Annotated in this window: 13 protein-coding genes; 8 read left to right on the top strand and 5 right to left on the bottom strand. The window is 71.0% G+C overall.

The annotated features are described in order from the left end of the window. Nucleotides 1–24: 24 nt before the first annotated feature. Nucleotides 25–1,398: an FAD-binding oxidoreductase gene (locus tag ACIQPR_RS34045; protein WP_403656181.1), complete on the bottom strand. Its 1,374-nt coding sequence runs from the start codon at nt 1,396–1,398 to the stop codon at nt 25–27. Between the two features lie 243 nt (nt 1,399–1,641). Continuing rightward, complete coding sequence (locus ACIQPR_RS34050) at nt 1,642–3,783, bottom strand: MMPL family transporter (RefSeq protein ID WP_403656183.1); 2,142 nt, start codon at nt 3,781–3,783, stop codon at nt 1,642–1,644. Between the two features lie 75 nt (nt 3,784–3,858). Here ACIQPR_RS34050 and ACIQPR_RS34055 point away from each other — a divergent pair, with 75 nt between their 5' ends. Further along, complete coding sequence (locus ACIQPR_RS34055; RefSeq protein ID WP_403656186.1) at nt 3,859–4,350, top strand: MarR family winged helix-turn-helix transcriptional regulator; 492 nt, start codon at nt 3,859–3,861, stop codon at nt 4,348–4,350. Between the two features lie 58 nt (nt 4,351–4,408). Here the strand turns inward: ACIQPR_RS34055 and ACIQPR_RS34060 are convergent, their stop codons facing one another. After that, a complete protein-coding gene (locus ACIQPR_RS34060) occupies nt 4,409–5,617 on the bottom strand; it encodes an NAD(P)/FAD-dependent oxidoreductase (RefSeq protein WP_403656189.1) in 1,209 nt (402 codons plus the stop codon). Nucleotides 5,618–5,915: 298 nt separating this feature from the next. Between ACIQPR_RS34060 and ACIQPR_RS34065 the strand changes: the two genes are divergently transcribed. From ACIQPR_RS34065 to ACIQPR_RS34090, 6 genes are all read left to right on the top strand, one after another. Continuing rightward, nucleotides 5,916–6,116 carry a hypothetical protein gene (locus ACIQPR_RS34065; RefSeq protein WP_403656192.1) on the top strand — a complete coding sequence of 67 codons (201 nt, stop codon included), beginning with the start codon at nt 5,916–5,918 and terminating at the stop codon, nt 6,114–6,116. A 406-nt stretch (nt 6,117–6,522) separates the two neighbouring features. Next, a complete protein-coding gene (locus ACIQPR_RS34070) occupies nt 6,523–10,203 on the top strand; it encodes a helix-turn-helix domain-containing protein (RefSeq protein WP_403656195.1) in 3,681 nt (1,226 codons plus the stop codon). A gap of 76 nt (nt 10,204–10,279) precedes the next feature. Continuing rightward, complete coding sequence (locus ACIQPR_RS34075) at nt 10,280–10,882, top strand: RICIN domain-containing protein (RefSeq protein ID WP_403656198.1); 603 nt, start codon at nt 10,280–10,282, stop codon at nt 10,880–10,882. A 329-nt stretch (nt 10,883–11,211) separates the two neighbouring features. After that, nucleotides 11,212–11,619: a tautomerase family protein gene (locus ACIQPR_RS34080; RefSeq protein ID WP_403656201.1), complete on the top strand. Its 408-nt coding sequence runs from the start codon at nt 11,212–11,214 to the stop codon at nt 11,617–11,619. Nucleotides 11,620–11,623: 4 nt separating this feature from the next. Continuing rightward, nucleotides 11,624–12,070, top strand: coding sequence for a DUF1622 domain-containing protein (locus ACIQPR_RS34085; RefSeq protein WP_403656204.1), 447 nt, complete (start codon nt 11,624–11,626; stop codon nt 12,068–12,070). After that, on the top strand, nt 12,067–12,315 hold the full coding sequence (locus tag ACIQPR_RS34090) for a hypothetical protein (RefSeq protein WP_403656207.1): 249 nt from the start codon (nt 12,067–12,069) through the stop codon (nt 12,313–12,315). The genes ACIQPR_RS34085 and ACIQPR_RS34090 overlap by 4 nt, the downstream gene beginning before the upstream one ends. Nucleotides 12,316–12,379: 64 nt before the next feature. On the opposite strand, the gene ACIQPR_RS34095 is transcribed toward ACIQPR_RS34090, so the two are convergent. Next, nucleotides 12,380–12,634, bottom strand: a complete 255-nt coding sequence (locus ACIQPR_RS34095; protein WP_403656210.1) for a hexameric tyrosine-coordinated heme protein — start codon at nt 12,632–12,634, stop codon at nt 12,380–12,382. Between the two features lie 245 nt (nt 12,635–12,879). Between ACIQPR_RS34095 and ACIQPR_RS34100 the strand changes: the two genes are divergently transcribed. Then, entirely contained in the window at nt 12,880–13,821 is a 942-nt protein-coding gene (locus ACIQPR_RS34100; RefSeq protein WP_403656213.1) for a threonine/serine dehydratase, read from the top strand. Nucleotides 13,822–14,014: 193 nt separating this feature from the next. Here the strand turns inward: ACIQPR_RS34100 and ACIQPR_RS34105 are convergent, their stop codons facing one another. Then, nucleotides 14,015–14,713, bottom strand: a complete 699-nt coding sequence (locus ACIQPR_RS34105; RefSeq protein WP_403656215.1) for a TetR/AcrR family transcriptional regulator — start codon at nt 14,711–14,713, stop codon at nt 14,015–14,017. Nucleotides 14,714–14,913: the final 200 nt, after the last annotated feature.

Consider the following 14,913-nt stretch of genomic DNA (forward strand, 5'->3'; position numbering starts at 1 on the left):
CCCGTGCCGCGGATCCGGTCGGGATCAGTCGAAGAGAACACCGGGATTGAGAACGCCCTGCGGATCGAAGGCGTGCTTGACGGAGCGCATCAGCTCGACCTTGGCGGGCTGCTCGAACTGCCTGAAGTACGCCTTCTTGGCCCGGCCGATCCCGTGCTCGCCGGAGACGGCGCCACCACGCTCCAGGCCCGCCCGGAACAGACGGCGCAGCACCTCGTCCCGCCGGTCGGGGTCGGGCTGGAACACGGACAGATGGACGTTGCCGTCACCCGCGTGCCCACATCCGGTGACCAGGGAGCCGGTGGCATCGGCGACCGCATGGGCCTCCGCCAGCAGACCGGGCAGCTCACCCCGCGGCACGACGACATCCACGATGTCGTCGGCTCCGGCGCTCTTCGCCGTCCAGAAGGCCCGCTCACGGGCATCGACGAGCCGACGACCGGCGCCTGCCGGCAGGACGTACACGTCCGCCGCGCCGAGGTCGAGCAACTGCTCGGCGACCGCCTCCACGTCCTCCTCCAACCGCCGCGCGGAATTGCTCTCCAGGACGACGAGCAGATAGCCGAGTGCGGTCTGCCGTACGGACTCGGGGATGCCCAGAGCCAGCGACTTGTCGTCCGTGATGGCCGCCATCGCCAGCAGATCCACATACTCCAGCGCGGCCGGTTGCAGGCCACCACCGGCCAGCGGCGGTACGGCGCGGAAGACGTCGTCGACCGAGGTGAACGGTGCCAGCACGGATGTCGAGTGCGCGGTCCGCGGCTGAAGTCGCAGCGTCGCCTCGGTGACCAGGGCGAGCGTGCCCTCGGAGCCGGTGAGCAGCTGGGTGAGGTCGTAGCCGGTGGACGTCTTGACGTACTTGCCGCCGTCCCGGACCGTGGCGCCGAACGCCAGAACCGCCTCGACGCCGAGCACATGGTGGCGTGTGACGCCGTACCGCACAGCGTGCATGCCTCCGGCGTTGGTCGCGATCGTGCCTCCGACACTCGCTGTCGGTTCGCCGAGTCGCACCGGATAACACAGCCCGTGGCGCGCGGTCTCGCTGTCGAGGGTGTCCAGGGTGACGCCGGGCTGGACCACGGCGACATGGTTGACCGTGTCCACGTCCAGGACACGGTTCATCCGCTCGAACGAGACCACGATCCCGCCCGGACGAGGTACACAGCCGCCCGACATCCCGGTCCCCGAGCCGCGCGCGGTGACCGGGAGGCGGGCCTCGGCCGCGATCCGCACCACGTCCGCGACCTCACCGGTGGCGCCGGGCCGCACCAGGAAGGCGGGCGCCTGCCGTACGGCGGCCAGCGACTCGTCACCGGCGTATTCGCCGGGGATCTCCCCGCCGGAGAGCACGTGCCGTTCCCCTACTGCGCAGGCCAGTAACGCTTCCGTGTCGGCCATTCCGCACCTCCGTCTCGTCCTTGCCGCCCTTGCGCTCAAGGCGATCCTCACCGCTCGGGCACGCCGGGGGAGGGGGTCGTCCGGCCCTGAACCGGGGCCGGACGGGACCGGCGTACCGGACACCGGCGGTTTCCGTATGGAGGAAGCGAACTCCGGCGGACGCGCCGCCGTTTCCGAGGTCACTGTCGAGCCGGGCGACGACGTCCGCGGTGCGCGGTGCCTCGGCCGGCTCCGGCGGGTGGCTCACGGGGCGCGAACACCGGCGCTCTCTGACGGCGTTCGGCCGCGTCGGGCTTCAACGGGCTCTCGGGCAAGGGAGCTTGGCCACCAAGCGCGCGGTCCGACATCGATCACCAGGGCGGGCACCAGCAGTGAACGGACCAGGAACGTGTCGAGCAGGACGCCGAAGGCCACCATGAACGCGATCTGCACCAGGAAGGCGAGCGGGATCACCATCAGGGCCGCGAAGGTCGCGGCGAGCACCACCCCCGCCGAGGTGATCACGCCGCCGGTCGTGGTCAGTCCGCGCAGCGTGCCCTGCCGTGTGCCGTGGGCGAGAGCCTCCTCGCGTACCCGGGACATCAGGAAGATGTTGTAGTCGACGCCGAGTGCCACCAGGAACACGAACCCGTACAGCGGCACCGAGGCGTCCGTACCGCTGAAACCGAGGAGGTGTTGGAAGACGAGGGCCGAAACTCCCAGCGTGGCAAGGAAGTTGAGCGCGACGGTGGCCACCAGCAGTACGGGGACCAGCAGCGAGCGCAGCAGCAGGGTGAGGATGAGCAGGATGATGCCGAGCACGATCGGCACGATGACGGTGCGGTCGTGGGCGGCGGTCCGCTGGGTGTCGTACCGCTGTGCCGTGTATCCGCCGACCAGCGCGTCCGCCCCGGGGACGGCGTGCAGCTCCGAGCGCAGTCGCGCCACGGTCCGCTCGGCCGCGTCGCTGTCGGGCGCGCTCTCCAGGGTGGCGTCGATCTGGACGCGGCCGTCGACCACGAGCGGTTCACGGCCGCCTGGTTGTCCCGATGCGGAGACCGTGGTGGCCGACGCCACTCCGTCGGTGTTCTTCGTCGTGCTCAGTACCTGAGCGGCGTGGTCGGCGTCGGTGATGATGACGGCGGGGTTGCCGGACCCGCCGGGGAAGTGCTTGCCCAGGGTCGTCTGGGCGCTGACCGAGTCGGCGTGGCCGACGAAGATCTCGTCGAGGGGGACACCCTTGGCGGACAGGGTGGGTGAGAAGGCCGCGAAGACCGCCAGGACGAGCGCGGTCACCACCCAGGTCCGGCGTGGCCGCGAGTCCACCGCGGTCGCGACGCGGCCCCACACGCCGTGTCGTTCAGGCGTTGAAGGGGAGGGCTTCGACGCGTCGGGCCGGGCGGGCCAGTAGGCGGTGGGGCCCAACAGGGCCAGCACGGCGGGCAGGAAGGTGAGCGTGGACAGCACCGCGCACAGGATGCCGATGGCGCCCACCGGACCGAGTGCGCGGTTGTTCGTGAGGTCGCTGGCGAGCAGGGCCAGCAGGCCGAGGGCCACGGTGGCGGCGCTCGCCGTGATCGCACCGAAGGAGCGGCGCACCGCGGCCGTCACGGCCTCGATACGGTCCCCGCGCTCGGTGAGTTCCTCCCGGAACCGGGAGACGAGCAGGATCGCGTAGTCGGTGGCGGCGCCGATCACCAGGATGGAGAGGATGCCCTGCACCTGCCCGTCCACTCTCACCAGGTTCCGCTCGGCCAGCGCGTACACGATGGCGCAGGCCGTCGCGAGGGCGAAGACGGCGCCGAGGATGATCAGGAACGGCAGCAGCACGCTCCGGTAGACGAGCAGCAGGATGAGGAGCACGGCGCCGATCGCGACGCCCAGCAGCAGTCCGTCGATGCCGCCGAAGGCGTGGGACAGATCAGCCTGGCTGGCCGCCGGGCCCGCCGTCTGCGCGGTGGTGCCCGGCACGCTCCCGGCCGCCTCGCGCACCGTGTCCAGGACCGTCGGAAGGCTCTTGCCCAGGTCGGGTTCCAACTGCACGACGGCCTGCATGGCCTGTCCGTCGTCGGAGAGGAGGACGGGGGAGGGGCGGCCCGCGACTCCGGGCTTTCCGGCGAGTGCGGCCAAGGCGCGCGAGGCTTCGCTCCGCCGGGTCTCGTCGATGCGCTTTCCGTCCGCCGTCCAGACCACGACGGCCGGGAGGGTGTCGGACTGGTCGAACGCCTCCCGCGCCTTGAGCACTTGAGTCGACTCGGCGCTCCGCGGCAGGAACGCCGCCTGGTCGTTGGTGGCCACCTCGCCCAGCTTCCCGGCGTACGGACCGAGCGTTCCGCCGACCCCCAGCCACACGAGGAGCAGGACGAGCGGTACGAGCCACCGGGCCCAGCGCGGTGCGGTTCCCATGAACGACCTCAGGCAATCCAGTAATTAAGTCAACTGTGAAGTATCTCAATGATTGAGAGAACATATACTGTGACCATGCCTGCCAACAACTCGTCGTTGCCTTTTCCTGTGGACGGCCCGACGGGGTTGCAGTCCTTCGCCGTGCTGCTGCGCACGATGAACTCCGAGTTCAACCGCATCGCCCACAAGTTCGCCCAGGCGCAGGGCCTGCACCTCACCGACGTACTGGCCCTGATCGCGATCCTGGACGCCGATGTCGATGCCGACGAGGGCCCCATGACACCCGGTCGGCTGCGCGAGCGGCTCAGTCTCACGTCGGGTGCGGTGACCGCCTGCATCGACCGCTTGGAGAAGGCGGGGCACATCCGGCGCACCCGAGCGCTGGACGACCGCCGTGTCGTACACCTCCACTACGCGGCGGCGGCCAGGCGCGTCGCCGGTGACTACTTCCGGCCGCTGGCCCAGAGCACCGCAGCCGCCTGCGACCGGTTCACCGCCGACGAGTTGGCGGTCGTCGTCCGCTTCCTCGCCGAGATGAACCGCGAACTGGCCCTCCTGAGTCGCTGACCGGTTGCCGTCCGTCCTCCCGGACCGGAACCCGACCCCGGTGGCCGCAAGAAGCCCTTCAGCGCAGGTCGAACGCCACGTCCCGGGCCGCCCGTGCTCCCGAGGCGAGGGCGCCCTGCACCGAGCCGGTGGCCCGGTGGTCCCCGCACACGTACCGTCCGGCGGCCAGCCGGGTACGGCGGTTGAGCGGAAGCCCCGGCTCCATGACCGGCAGTGCCTCGCCCACCGTACGGACGGTGAGAAGTTCCCAGCCCGAGGTGTCGGTCCCGTAGCACTCGTCGAGCGCCGTACGCAGAGCCCGCTCCCGTTGCCCGTCGTGGTCGCCCAGCACGGAGGTGGCGATCAGCGCGTAACCGCGCGGCGCGAAGCCGGCATGAACCTCCGTCAGCACGACACTGTTGGCGAAGCGGCGCCGCGCGTCCGTGACGAGAGTCGGCTCCCGCAACGGCGAACGGGACGCGAGGTGGTAGTAGGTGGTGACCGGGCGATACGACGGCACCGCAAGCCCCGGTTCCAGCCGGGCCGCCGTCGCCGCGTCCGTCGCCACGACCAGGGCCCGCGCAGGCACCGTACGACCGTCTCCGACCAGGGCACCGTCCTCGGTCAGTGCCGTCACCGGGGATTCCAGTGAGACCGTCCCCGGCGGCAACGCGGCGGCAAGCACTTCGGGCACCGCTCCCACGCCCGTCGCGGGCAGACAGATCGTGCCGCGCGCCATGCTGCGCCACACCAGGTGGAAGAACCGGCTGGAGGTCGACAGGTCCTCCTCCAGGAACACTCCGGCCAGGAACGGACGGAAGAACCGCTCCACGAAGCGCTCACTGAAGCCGGCCTCCGCCAACGCGCTGCGGGTGGAGATGTCACGTGCCCGACGCACCAGCGCCGCCGGGGCCAGCGCGTCGAAACCGGTCAACGCGGCCAGCCGCGCCAGATCACCAGGTCCGGCCAAGCGCCCGGCGCCGGTCAGCGCCTGCCGGGGCGCGCGCGTCGGGTCGGCGAACCGCAACCGTCGTCCGCCGTCGTGCACCACGAAGCCGGGCGTGAACGGCCGCAACCGCAACTCCCGCAGCGGAAGACGGCGGCGGACCTGCGGATAGGCGGTGTTGAACACCTGGAATCCCCGGTCCACCACACAGCCTTCCACCCGGTCGGTCCGCATCCGTCCGCCGACCCGGTCCCCGGCCTCCAGCACCTGTACCCGCAGTCCCCGTGCGCTGAGATCATGCGCACAGGCCAGCCCCGCCAGTCCGGCGCCCACCACAACCACGTCCCATCGCTGAGCTGTCCGTCCGCCGGCCACTGGAGCCCTCCCGTCCGGCGCGCCTGCCAGGGCAGGGCACCGCAGGTCGTTTTCTGGATGTACAACCCTTTCCGGCCGAGGCCGATCGGCGGATGCACCCGCACGGGTGTCCCGAGCCGTGGCCTTCTCTCGCGGCTGCGTCGATCGATGGCCAGGAAGACCGCCGGGCAACCCGTGGAGTCCGGCCGACGCGCATCAGGCAGGCACCAAGTGACCTCCCACGGGCCAGACTTGGCGCGTCAGGGCCGTACGGCCGTGAGGAGACATGACGAACGCCGGTGCCTGGAGGTTCGACGAGACGGTGGGGGTCTTCGACAGCGATCCGCTGTCCTTCACTTTCCGGCCGGGACGACTGAGCCCCTGGCTAATGGGCAAGGCGCTCGCAGAGCCTGCCTCGCTCGTCCGGTGTTCGGTTTCGGCGGCCTTCCTCGTCGCTCTCGGTGAGGCGGTGAGGAGGACGCGCTGAACAGCGTCCTCCGCCTCGGTGGCGGTGTCGACGAGAGCGTGGCGGGCCGGGTCGGTGCTGGTGTGTGCCGCTGAACGAGGACTGCGACGGCATCCTCGTCGCCTTCCGTGGCCGTGGTGGTCTCCGGCACGCCAGGGTCTGACGGATTCGGCTGAGGCCTTCCCAACTCTCCATCTCTGTAAGGCCGTTCGTGGTTGATTAACGTGTCGAAAAGGGCTGCCAATCAACTTGGCGCCCGGTCGACTCGGTGCTGCGGGGATGCCGTCCCGTGTCCCCGGGACGGGGCACGGGACGTTCGGCCGGCCCGCGGTCCTGCGTGCGATGCCCGAGGGGCGGGACCTTCTGTGCGAACGGGGCCGTCCGGTGGGGACGGGCAGTGGTTTCTCTTCATGGAGGGAGGAGCGGTATGGGACGTCCGGAAGGGTCGCTGGATCCCGAGGCCGGGCCGGTGCAGCGGTTTGCGTACGAGTTGCGTCAACTGCGTCGGGAGGCCGGGGGGATCACGTACCGGGCGATGGCCGGCCGTGTCGGCTTCTCCGCGGCCACGCTCTCGGAGTCGGCAGCCGGTGAGCGGCTCCCGTCCCTTGCCGTCGTTCTGGCCTATGCGGAGGCCTGTGGCGCGGACCCGGGTGAGTGGGAACGGCGTTGGCGGCACGCGGCGGACGAGGAGGCCGGTCTGCCGGCCGGGGGCGAGGAGGAGGGCGCACCGCCGTATCGGGGGCTGGCGCGGTTCGAACCGTCCGACAGCGGACTGTTCTTCGGCCGGGATCAACTGGTCTCCGATCTGGCGGAGTTGGTCCTGGACCACCGGTTCGTGGCCGTCGTCGGCACCTCGGGCAGCGGGAAGTCGTCGCTGCTGCGGGCCGGGCTGGTCCCGGCGTTGCGCGGTGACGCCTGGCCGGGTGCCCGACCGGCGGCTGTGCGCATCCTCACCCCTGGAGAGAGTCCGGCGCGTACGCACGCCCGGTCGCTCGCTCCCGTCGAGGCCTCGGCGGCGGGGGACACATGGGTCGTCGTGGATCAGTTCGAGGAGATCTTCACCCTCTGTCAGGACTCCGCCGAGCGCACCCGTTTCCTCGACGGCCTGTTGCACGCCTCCCGGCCCGAGGGGCGGCTGCGGGTGGTGGTCGCCGTACGCGCCGACCACTACGGCCGGCTCGGTGAGCACCGGGGTCTCGCGGCAGCCCTGCGCGGCGCGAGCCTCCTTGTCGCCCCGATGAGCACCGCCGAACTCCGTGAGGCCGTCGTCAAACCCGCCGCTGCGCACGGCCTGACCGTCGAACGAGCCCTGGCCGACCGGATCGTCGCGGACGCGTCCGACCAGCCAGGCGGCCTCCCGCTGATGTCCCACGCCCTCCTGGAGACCTGGCGCCGCCGCCGTGGCCGCAGACTGACTCTCAAGGGGTACGAGTCAGCCGGCGGCGTCCGGGGCGCGATCACCCGGACCGCCGAGGACCTCTACGAAAGCCTCTCTCCACGGGAGGCCGCACTCGCCCGCCAGGTGATGCTGCGGCTGATCGCCCCGGGCGAGGGCACCGACGACACCAGCCGCCCCGCGCGCCGGGCCGAACTCGGCGCAGGCGGCGCCGGTGACACGAACGTCCTCCTGGACCGGCTGGCCCGCGCCCGGCTGATCACCCTCGACGACGACACCGTCGACCTCGCCCACGAAGCGTTGATCACCGCATGGCCCCGCCTGCGCGCATGGATCGACCGCGACCGCGAGGTGCTGCGGCGGCACCGACTCCTCACCGAAGCCGCCACCGCCTGGGACCAGTTGGACCGCGACCCCGGCGCGCTGTACCGCGGGGCCCGGCTGGCCGCGGCCGAAGAGACTTTCACCGCAACCGCAACCGCAACCGCAACCGCAACCGCAACCGCAACCGACACCGCCGCGCAACTCATGCCACTGGAACGGGCGTTCCTCACCGCGAGCTGCGCGACGCGGGATGCCGAAGTGCGGGCGACGCTCCGCACGACCCGCCGACTACGGTCCCTGATCGCGGCGTTGGCGGTCCTGCTCGTGGTGGCGGTCACCGCCGCCGGTCTCGCGTTCGGCCAGCGGCGGAGCGCCGTCAACGCGCAGCGCGCGGCACTCTCGCGTCAACTCGCCGCCCAGTCGGCCGAGTTGCTGGACACCGACCCCGACCTGGCCTCGCTCCTCGCGGTCCGTTCGTATCGGACGAGCCCCACTGAAGAGGCCACGACCAGCCTGTACGCGGCGGCAGCGCTCCCGCTGCGCCACACCATGGCGGTCGGCGAACAGGTGTGGTCGGTAGCGTTCAGTCCGGACGGGCGGACTCTGGCCACCGCGTGTGCCGACGAGACCGTCCGGCTGTGGGACACCGCCACGGGCAGGCCGCGGGCCACGCTCGCCGGTCGTGGCGGCGCCCAGGCGGCGGTCGGGTTCAGCCCGGACGGCCGGACGCTGGCCGACGGGGGAGAACACGGGCTTCAGCTCTGGAACGTGGCCACCGGCACCGTCCGGGCCCGGCTGACCGGCCACGGCCTGGTGACCGCGGTGGCGTTCAGCCCGGACGGCAAAACCATCGCCGCCGCGCGGAACTCGGAGGTGGAGCTGTGGGACGTCGCGTCAGGGACGGTACGCGCGAGGCTGAAGGGGCACACCAGGATCGTCTGGTCGGTGGCGTTCAGTCCGGACGGCCGCCGGCTGGCCACCGGCAGCGAGGACGGGACCCTACGCCTGTGGGACGCGGCGACCGGACGGCCCCGCACCACCCTTGCCGACCAGTCCGGGGAGGTGTCCTCGGTCGCCTTTAGCCCCGATGGGCACAGCCTCGCCGCCGGCGGCGAGACCGTCAGGCTGTACGACACGTCCAGCGGGGCCGGCCACACCGTACGCACCGGCCACACGGGCCAGGTGACGTCGGTGGCGTTCGGTCCGGACGGCCGGACGCTGGCCACCGTGGGCAGCGACACGTCACTGCGGCTGACGGATCTGGCCACCGCCGCAACCCGGTCCATCACGACCGGGCACACGGACGGACGCATGTCGGTGGCCTTCAGTCCGGACGGCCGCACTCTGGCCACGGGCAGTGGGGACGGCACGGTCCGCCTGTGGCAACCGGACACCGGTCAGGCCCGCGTCACGCTCAACACCCTTTCGGGGCCTGTCCGTTCGGTGGCCCTCAGTCCGGACGGCCGCACCCTCGCCACCGCCGGGGACGACAGGAAGGCCCGCCTGTGGAGCACGGCCACCGGAAAACTGCGGGCCACTCTCACCGGTCACACCGGGCCCGTGCGGTCCCTCGCGTTCAGTCCCGATGGCGCCACTCTGGCCACCGGCGGCTTCGACGCGACCGTAAGACTCTGGAATGTGCGTACGGCCACCGTGCGCAGAGCGCTGTCGGCGCCGACACCCGTCGCGTCGCTCTTCTTCACCCCGGACGGCCGCACTCTGATCACCCGTCACGATGACGGCAGGCTGCGGGAATGGAACGTGAGCACCGGTCGGGCGCGGGTCCTCACCACCCCGCGCACCCCCACCGTGTCGTCCGCCGCCGTCAGCCCCGACGGCCACACCCTCGCCATCGGTGCCCACGACAGGAGGATCCTGCTCCAGGACCTCGCCACCGGCACCACCCGGGCCACGCTCACCGGTCACACCGGCAGCGTCGACGCCCTGGCCTTCGGTGCGGACGGGAAGACCCTCGTCAGCGCCGCTGAGGACCACACCGTACGGCTGTGGGACACCGCCTCCGGGAAGCAGCAGGCCGTCCTGACCGGGCACGGCGACTCGGTGTCGGCGGTGGCCTTCAGCGCCGACGGCCGCACCGTGGCCGGAGGCGGCGACGACGGCACCGTACGCCTGTGGGACACGGCCACCGGACGGCTGCGTGCCACATTGACCGGCCACACCAGTCCCGTACGGTCCGTGGCCTTCAGCCGTGACGGCCGCACCCTCGCCACCGGCAGCACGGACGGCACTGCCCGTCTGTGGGACCTGACGCTGCGCGACGCCGCGCACGCCGTCGACAAGATCTGCGCCGCCGTGCACCGAGACCTCACGCCGCTGGAACGCGCCACCTATCCGGCCAGCCGCAGGGACTCGGCCTGCCCCGCCTGACCAGCCGGTTCCTCTCCAGGTACCGGTCACCAACCACCGATCACCGGTCGGTCTTCCTCAACACAAGGAGAAGAACATGCCCATGTCCGTCTTCAAACGAGTCTTCGCGATGGCGACCGCCGCGGCGGCTGCGGGGGTGTTCCTCGTGACACCCGCCGCGCACGCGGCCACGCCGACCACCAAGGACGCCGCCGCGCTGGCGAAGGACCTCGCCGCCGGCGACCTTTCGGCCCTGTCCGACACGACGTACCGCGTCACGTGGGAGAACACCGCCAGCCAGCAGTGCCTGAACCAGGACTACAGCGGCGGTGTGCCGCACCACGACATCCTCGCCTGGGCGTGCGACGACAGCGCGTCCAACGAGTACTGGGACATCACGTACGACGCCGGCGAGGGCTGGTGGACGTTCAAGAACGTCGCCAGCAAGCAGTGCCTGAACCAGGACTACAGCGGCGGTGTGGCGCATCACGACATGCTCGCGTGGGCGTGCGACGACAGCGCCCTCAACGAGAAGTGGTACCTCGACGACAATGACTTCCCCGGCTACTGGACCATCAAGAACGTCAGAAGCGGTCAGGTCCTGAACCAGGACTTCAGCGGCGGGCAGGCGAATCACGATGTTCTTGCCTGGCCCTACTCCTATGCCGCCGCGAACGCGCTCTGGATCATCGGTAGTTGAGTCGACGGCCGGACCCGGACCGTGCCTGAGGCCGCGCCTTCGTCATCGGACGCGCGGCCTCACCGGCCGAGGGGCGCCGGGGCTTCGACGACCGGCTCCCGGGACCCGGCCGCCCGGTCCGCGGAACGGCTGACGCACGGCTCGAACACCGCACCGCCACGGGGACGGGTCCGCGCTGCTGCGCCGCGTCCCCGACACGATCCGCGAAGCGACCGCGACCTGCACCCATGCAGGTGAGGCACGGCCTCGGCCGGAGCGGCATTTCCGCTGCGGACCGCGATCTCCTTACGGTCGAGGAGCCCTGGCCCCCGCCTCGAAGGACACGCGCCATGCCCCTCGTACGCATCGACCTGATCCGCGGCCGCAGCCCCGAGAACGTCCGGGCCCTCGCTGACGCCGTCCAGCAGTCGCTGATCGACGTCCTGAAGATCCCCGCGCGCGACCGGTTCCAGATCCTCACCCAGCACGAACCGGACGAGATCATCGCCGAGGACGCCGGACTCGGCTTCCGGCGCACCCCAGGCGGCACCGTCATCGTCCACGTCTTCACCCAGCGAGGCCGCTCAACCGAGGACAAGCAGCACCTCTACAAGACGCTCGCCGACCGGCTCGCCGAAGCCGGTGTCGACGGCAAGGACCTGTTCATCAGCTACTTCGAGAACGGCCCCGACGACTGGTCCTTCGCCGACGGCCGCGCCCAGTACGTCGAGGGCGACCTCCCCGTCCCCGGAAGCTGATCCCATGCGAGCCGCCACCCCCTCCATGTACGCGGATGTCCTGACGGAATCGACGCTGCGTGATGTCGTCGACCTCGCCGTACGGCTTGTCGAGTTCGCCGGTGCCCTGATCATCTTCGTGGGTGCGGCCTGGGCGTTCGTCCAGTTCATCGGCTACGGCACGGTCGGGCTGCGCAAGTGGCGGGGGACCCCGGGCGCCGAGTTCGGCTTCAACCGGATCCGGCTGACCCTCGGCCGTTTCCTGGCCCTCGGACTTGAGTTCCAGCTCGCCGGAGACATCCTGCGCACCGCGATCGCCCCCTCCTTCACGGAGATCGGCCAGCTGGCCGCTATCGCCGCGATCCGGACCGTGCTGAACTACATCCTCGGCCGGGAGATCGAGCAGGAGCGCCGGGAGATCGAGCGACTCTCCCCACAGACGAGTGCGGCGACTCCCGGAACCGCACCGTGACCGGGGCAATGACACAGGCCGCCGTTCTGATCACGGCGTTCGGGCTGGTCGGCGCGGTCTGCGCGGGCCGGCGGCTGGGCCGGGTCCAGCCCGGCGTGGCAGTGCTGACGGACTTCCTCCTGGCCGCCGGCCTCGTCTGCCTCGCGGCCCAGCGCTCGTGGGCTTCCCTCGCCACCGCCGCGGCCGTCATCGGCGTACGGGCACTGGTCAACGCCGGCCTGCGAACGGGACCGAAGCGGCAATAGGTGCCGACCGCGCCGTACGGTGTCGGGCCGGAAGCCGACGGCTTCCGGCCCGACGTTCCATCCCTCAGGGGCGCCAGTAGTTGTTGGCAGCCGCGATCGTCTGGAACTCGATGGCCACCACATGCGTGGCGTGCATGAGGCTCTCCGGGGTGGTGGAGTAGTTCGGGCGGCCACCCTTCAGCACGTCCAGATCGGGCTGGATGTTGTGGACGGTGTGACGGGCGAGCGTCAGAGCCAGTGCACGTCCCTCTTCCGGAGAGCTCGTGATCAGGGAGTTGCCGGGGACCAGGACCAGGCCTTCTTCGGGTACTCGGTTCATGACGCCAATGTCGCTTCCGGTGTGAGCCCGGACGGTCCCTGACACGCTCCACGGAGCCGAACGAGTGACCGAACCGAAGCGGCGCGAGAGGCGGCTGTACGCGTACGTCCACCTGTTGGCGTGACCGACCTCAACCCACTCACAACTCCCGGCAGTTGCCCATGGCACCGGCGCCGGTGGCGCTACGCTGCCGTCTCGTGCAAGAGACACGCCTCGACACTGCTCGGATCCGAGCGGCTCGCCGGATGATCGACCCGGTCTTTCTCGACTCCCCGCTGTACCGCTGCGAGGCGCTGGAGCCCGCCCTCGGATGCGCGGTGAGCGTCAAGCTCGAAACGGCGAACCCGGTCCGCAGCTTCAAGGCCCGCGGCACCGAACTGGTCGCGAGCCAATTGGCCGCCGACGCGGAGCGAGCCGCCGTGTGCGCGAGTGCGGGCAATCTCGGCCAGGCCCTCGCGTGGTCCGGTCGCCGCCGGGGCCTCGACGTCACCGTCGTCGCGTCCCGCTTCGCGACTCGGGCCAAGCTTGATCGCATCCGCGGACTGGGCGCCGGACTGGAGCTGGTGGACGGCGACCACGAGATGGCTCGCGAGCGGGCGGCGGCCATCGCGCGGCACGACGGCATCCGGCTGGTCGAAGACAGCCTGGACATCGAGACCTGCGAGGGCGCGGCGACCATCGGCCTGGAACTGCTGGAACCGGAGGACACCGCGCCGTCGTTCGACACCGTCCTGATCGCTCTCGGCGGTGGCGCGCTGGCCACCGGCGTGGGCCATGTGCTGAAGGCTCTGGCACCCGGGGTCGAGGTGATCTGCGTCCAGCCGCTGGGCGCACCGGCGTTGACACTCTCGTGGCGTCGGCGGAGTGTCGTCACCACCGACTCGGCGGACACCATCGCCGACGGCGTCGCCGGACGGTATCCGATCCCGGCCGTCCTGGACGATCTCCTTCTGGTCGCCGACGACGCCGTCCTGGTCCAGGAGGCGTCGATCATCGCCGGGATGCGGATGCTCCTCGACCACGCCGGCCTCGTCGTCGAACCTTCGGCCGCGCTCGGCATCGCGGCGATCCTCGAGGACCGTGACCGCTTCGCCGGCCGACACGTGGTCACCATCGTGTGCGGCAGCAACGTCGACGTGGACGCCTATCGGCGCTGGGTCGGCGCGGCTCCCACCCGCAGGTCCTGACGGTTGCTCGGCTCGGCGGGAAGTCGGCGCCATTCGTTCCCTCCCCGCGGGACCGGTGAGTCGTAGGACTGTCCGGATGGGTGGACGGGGTCGTAGCGCCGTACTGGCCGTGACCGCCGTGCCGTGCCGTGCGCCGGACTGGAGCGATCCGCGGCGACCCGGCCGGAAAGACGCTGAGGCGATCCGGATCGTCTCACCCTCGACGCGTACCGACCGGCGCCCCGCTCGCCGTCGCCCGGATCGCTTGGACGTGCAGATCGACCTGTGCGGCGAAGAGGGCGTCCGGGTCGCTGTCGATGGCCAGGGCCGGCATGCGGGAGGCGCGGGGTTCGGCGCGCGCGATGTTGGCGTAGAGCGCGGAGAGGGCCGCGTCGTCCTTGCGGCGGGCCTCCTCGTTCAGGGACGCGCGCATGGCGTCGACCGTCAGCAGGCCCATCACGGTGTCCGTGAACAACTCGTAGTGGAAGAGCGCCTGTTCCTGGGTCAGCCCGGCGTCCAGGAGGAGCCGGAGGACGGCCAGGGCGACCCCCTGATCGCCGGGGCCGCCCGTGTTGCGGTAGCCCAGCCAGGCGAGGGTGACCGCGTGACGGCGGCCCACCTCCTGGCCCAGCAGGGCGATCTGGTGCAGGTCGGCCGCCCAGTCCCCGGTGGGGGTGAAGCGGTCGGCGATCTCCACGAAGATCTGGTCGGCCAGGGCGAGCATCAACTCGTCCTTGTCGCGGAAGTGCCGGTACAGCGCGGTGGCGACGACGCCGAGACGGGCCCCGAGGGAGCGGAAGGACACACCGGCCGGGCCCTCGGCGGTGCTGATCTCCACGGCCGCCTCGATGATCTGTTCCCGCGTAAGCGTGCTGCCACGGCGTCGCCCCCCGGTCGTTCCGGCCGATCCCATGGGATCCCCTCCCTGTCCAATGTGCCGATGATGCCGGCGACGATCCTAGGGAACCGTCGGGTGATCGGTCCAGACAGCGCCCTAGACAACAGTGTTCACATTACTGTTCAATCAGGGCCACGTCGACGCCACGCACCCTCCCGGCGCCAGCTTCCGGCAGCGCAAGCGACCCTTCCCCGCTCGCCGCCCGTCCGAGGTCG

Source organism: Streptomyces sp. NPDC091280, from assembly GCF_044768565.1.
GTDB lineage: Bacteria > Actinomycetota > Actinomycetes > Streptomycetales > Streptomycetaceae > Streptomyces.

Bases quoted from the DNA above. Each gene is read 5' to 3' on its own strand.
- ACIQPR_RS34080 (WP_403656201.1), top strand. From the start codon at position 11,212: ATGCCCCTCGTACGCATCGACCTGATCCGCGGCCGCAGCCCCGAGAAC.
- ACIQPR_RS34100 (WP_403656213.1), top strand. From the start codon at position 12,880: ATGATCGACCCGGTCTTTCTCGACTCCCCGCTGTACCGCTGCGAGGCG.
- ACIQPR_RS34085 (WP_403656204.1), top strand. From the start codon at position 11,624: ATGCGAGCCGCCACCCCCTCCATGTACGCGGATGTCCTGACGGAATCG.
- ACIQPR_RS34055 (WP_403656186.1), top strand. From the start codon at position 3,859: ATGCCTGCCAACAACTCGTCGTTGCCTTTTCCTGTGGACGGCCCGACG.
- ACIQPR_RS34095 (WP_403656210.1), bottom strand. From the start codon at position 12,634: ATGAACCGAGTACCCGAAGAAGGCCTGGTCCTGGTCCCCGGCAACTCC.
- ACIQPR_RS34065 (WP_403656192.1), top strand. From the start codon at position 5,916: ATGACGAACGCCGGTGCCTGGAGGTTCGACGAGACGGTGGGGGTCTTC.
- ACIQPR_RS34075 (WP_403656198.1), top strand. From the start codon at position 10,280: ATGCCCATGTCCGTCTTCAAACGAGTCTTCGCGATGGCGACCGCCGCG.
- ACIQPR_RS34070 (WP_403656195.1), top strand. From the start codon at position 6,523: ATGGGACGTCCGGAAGGGTCGCTGGATCCCGAGGCCGGGCCGGTGCAG.
- ACIQPR_RS34045 (WP_403656181.1), bottom strand. From the start codon at position 1,398: ATGGCCGACACGGAAGCGTTACTGGCCTGCGCAGTAGGGGAACGGCAC.
- ACIQPR_RS34105 (WP_403656215.1), bottom strand. From the start codon at position 14,713: ATGGGATCGGCCGGAACGACCGGGGGGCGACGCCGTGGCAGCACGCTT.
- ACIQPR_RS34050 (WP_403656183.1), bottom strand. From the start codon at position 3,783: ATGGGAACCGCACCGCGCTGGGCCCGGTGGCTCGTACCGCTCGTCCTG.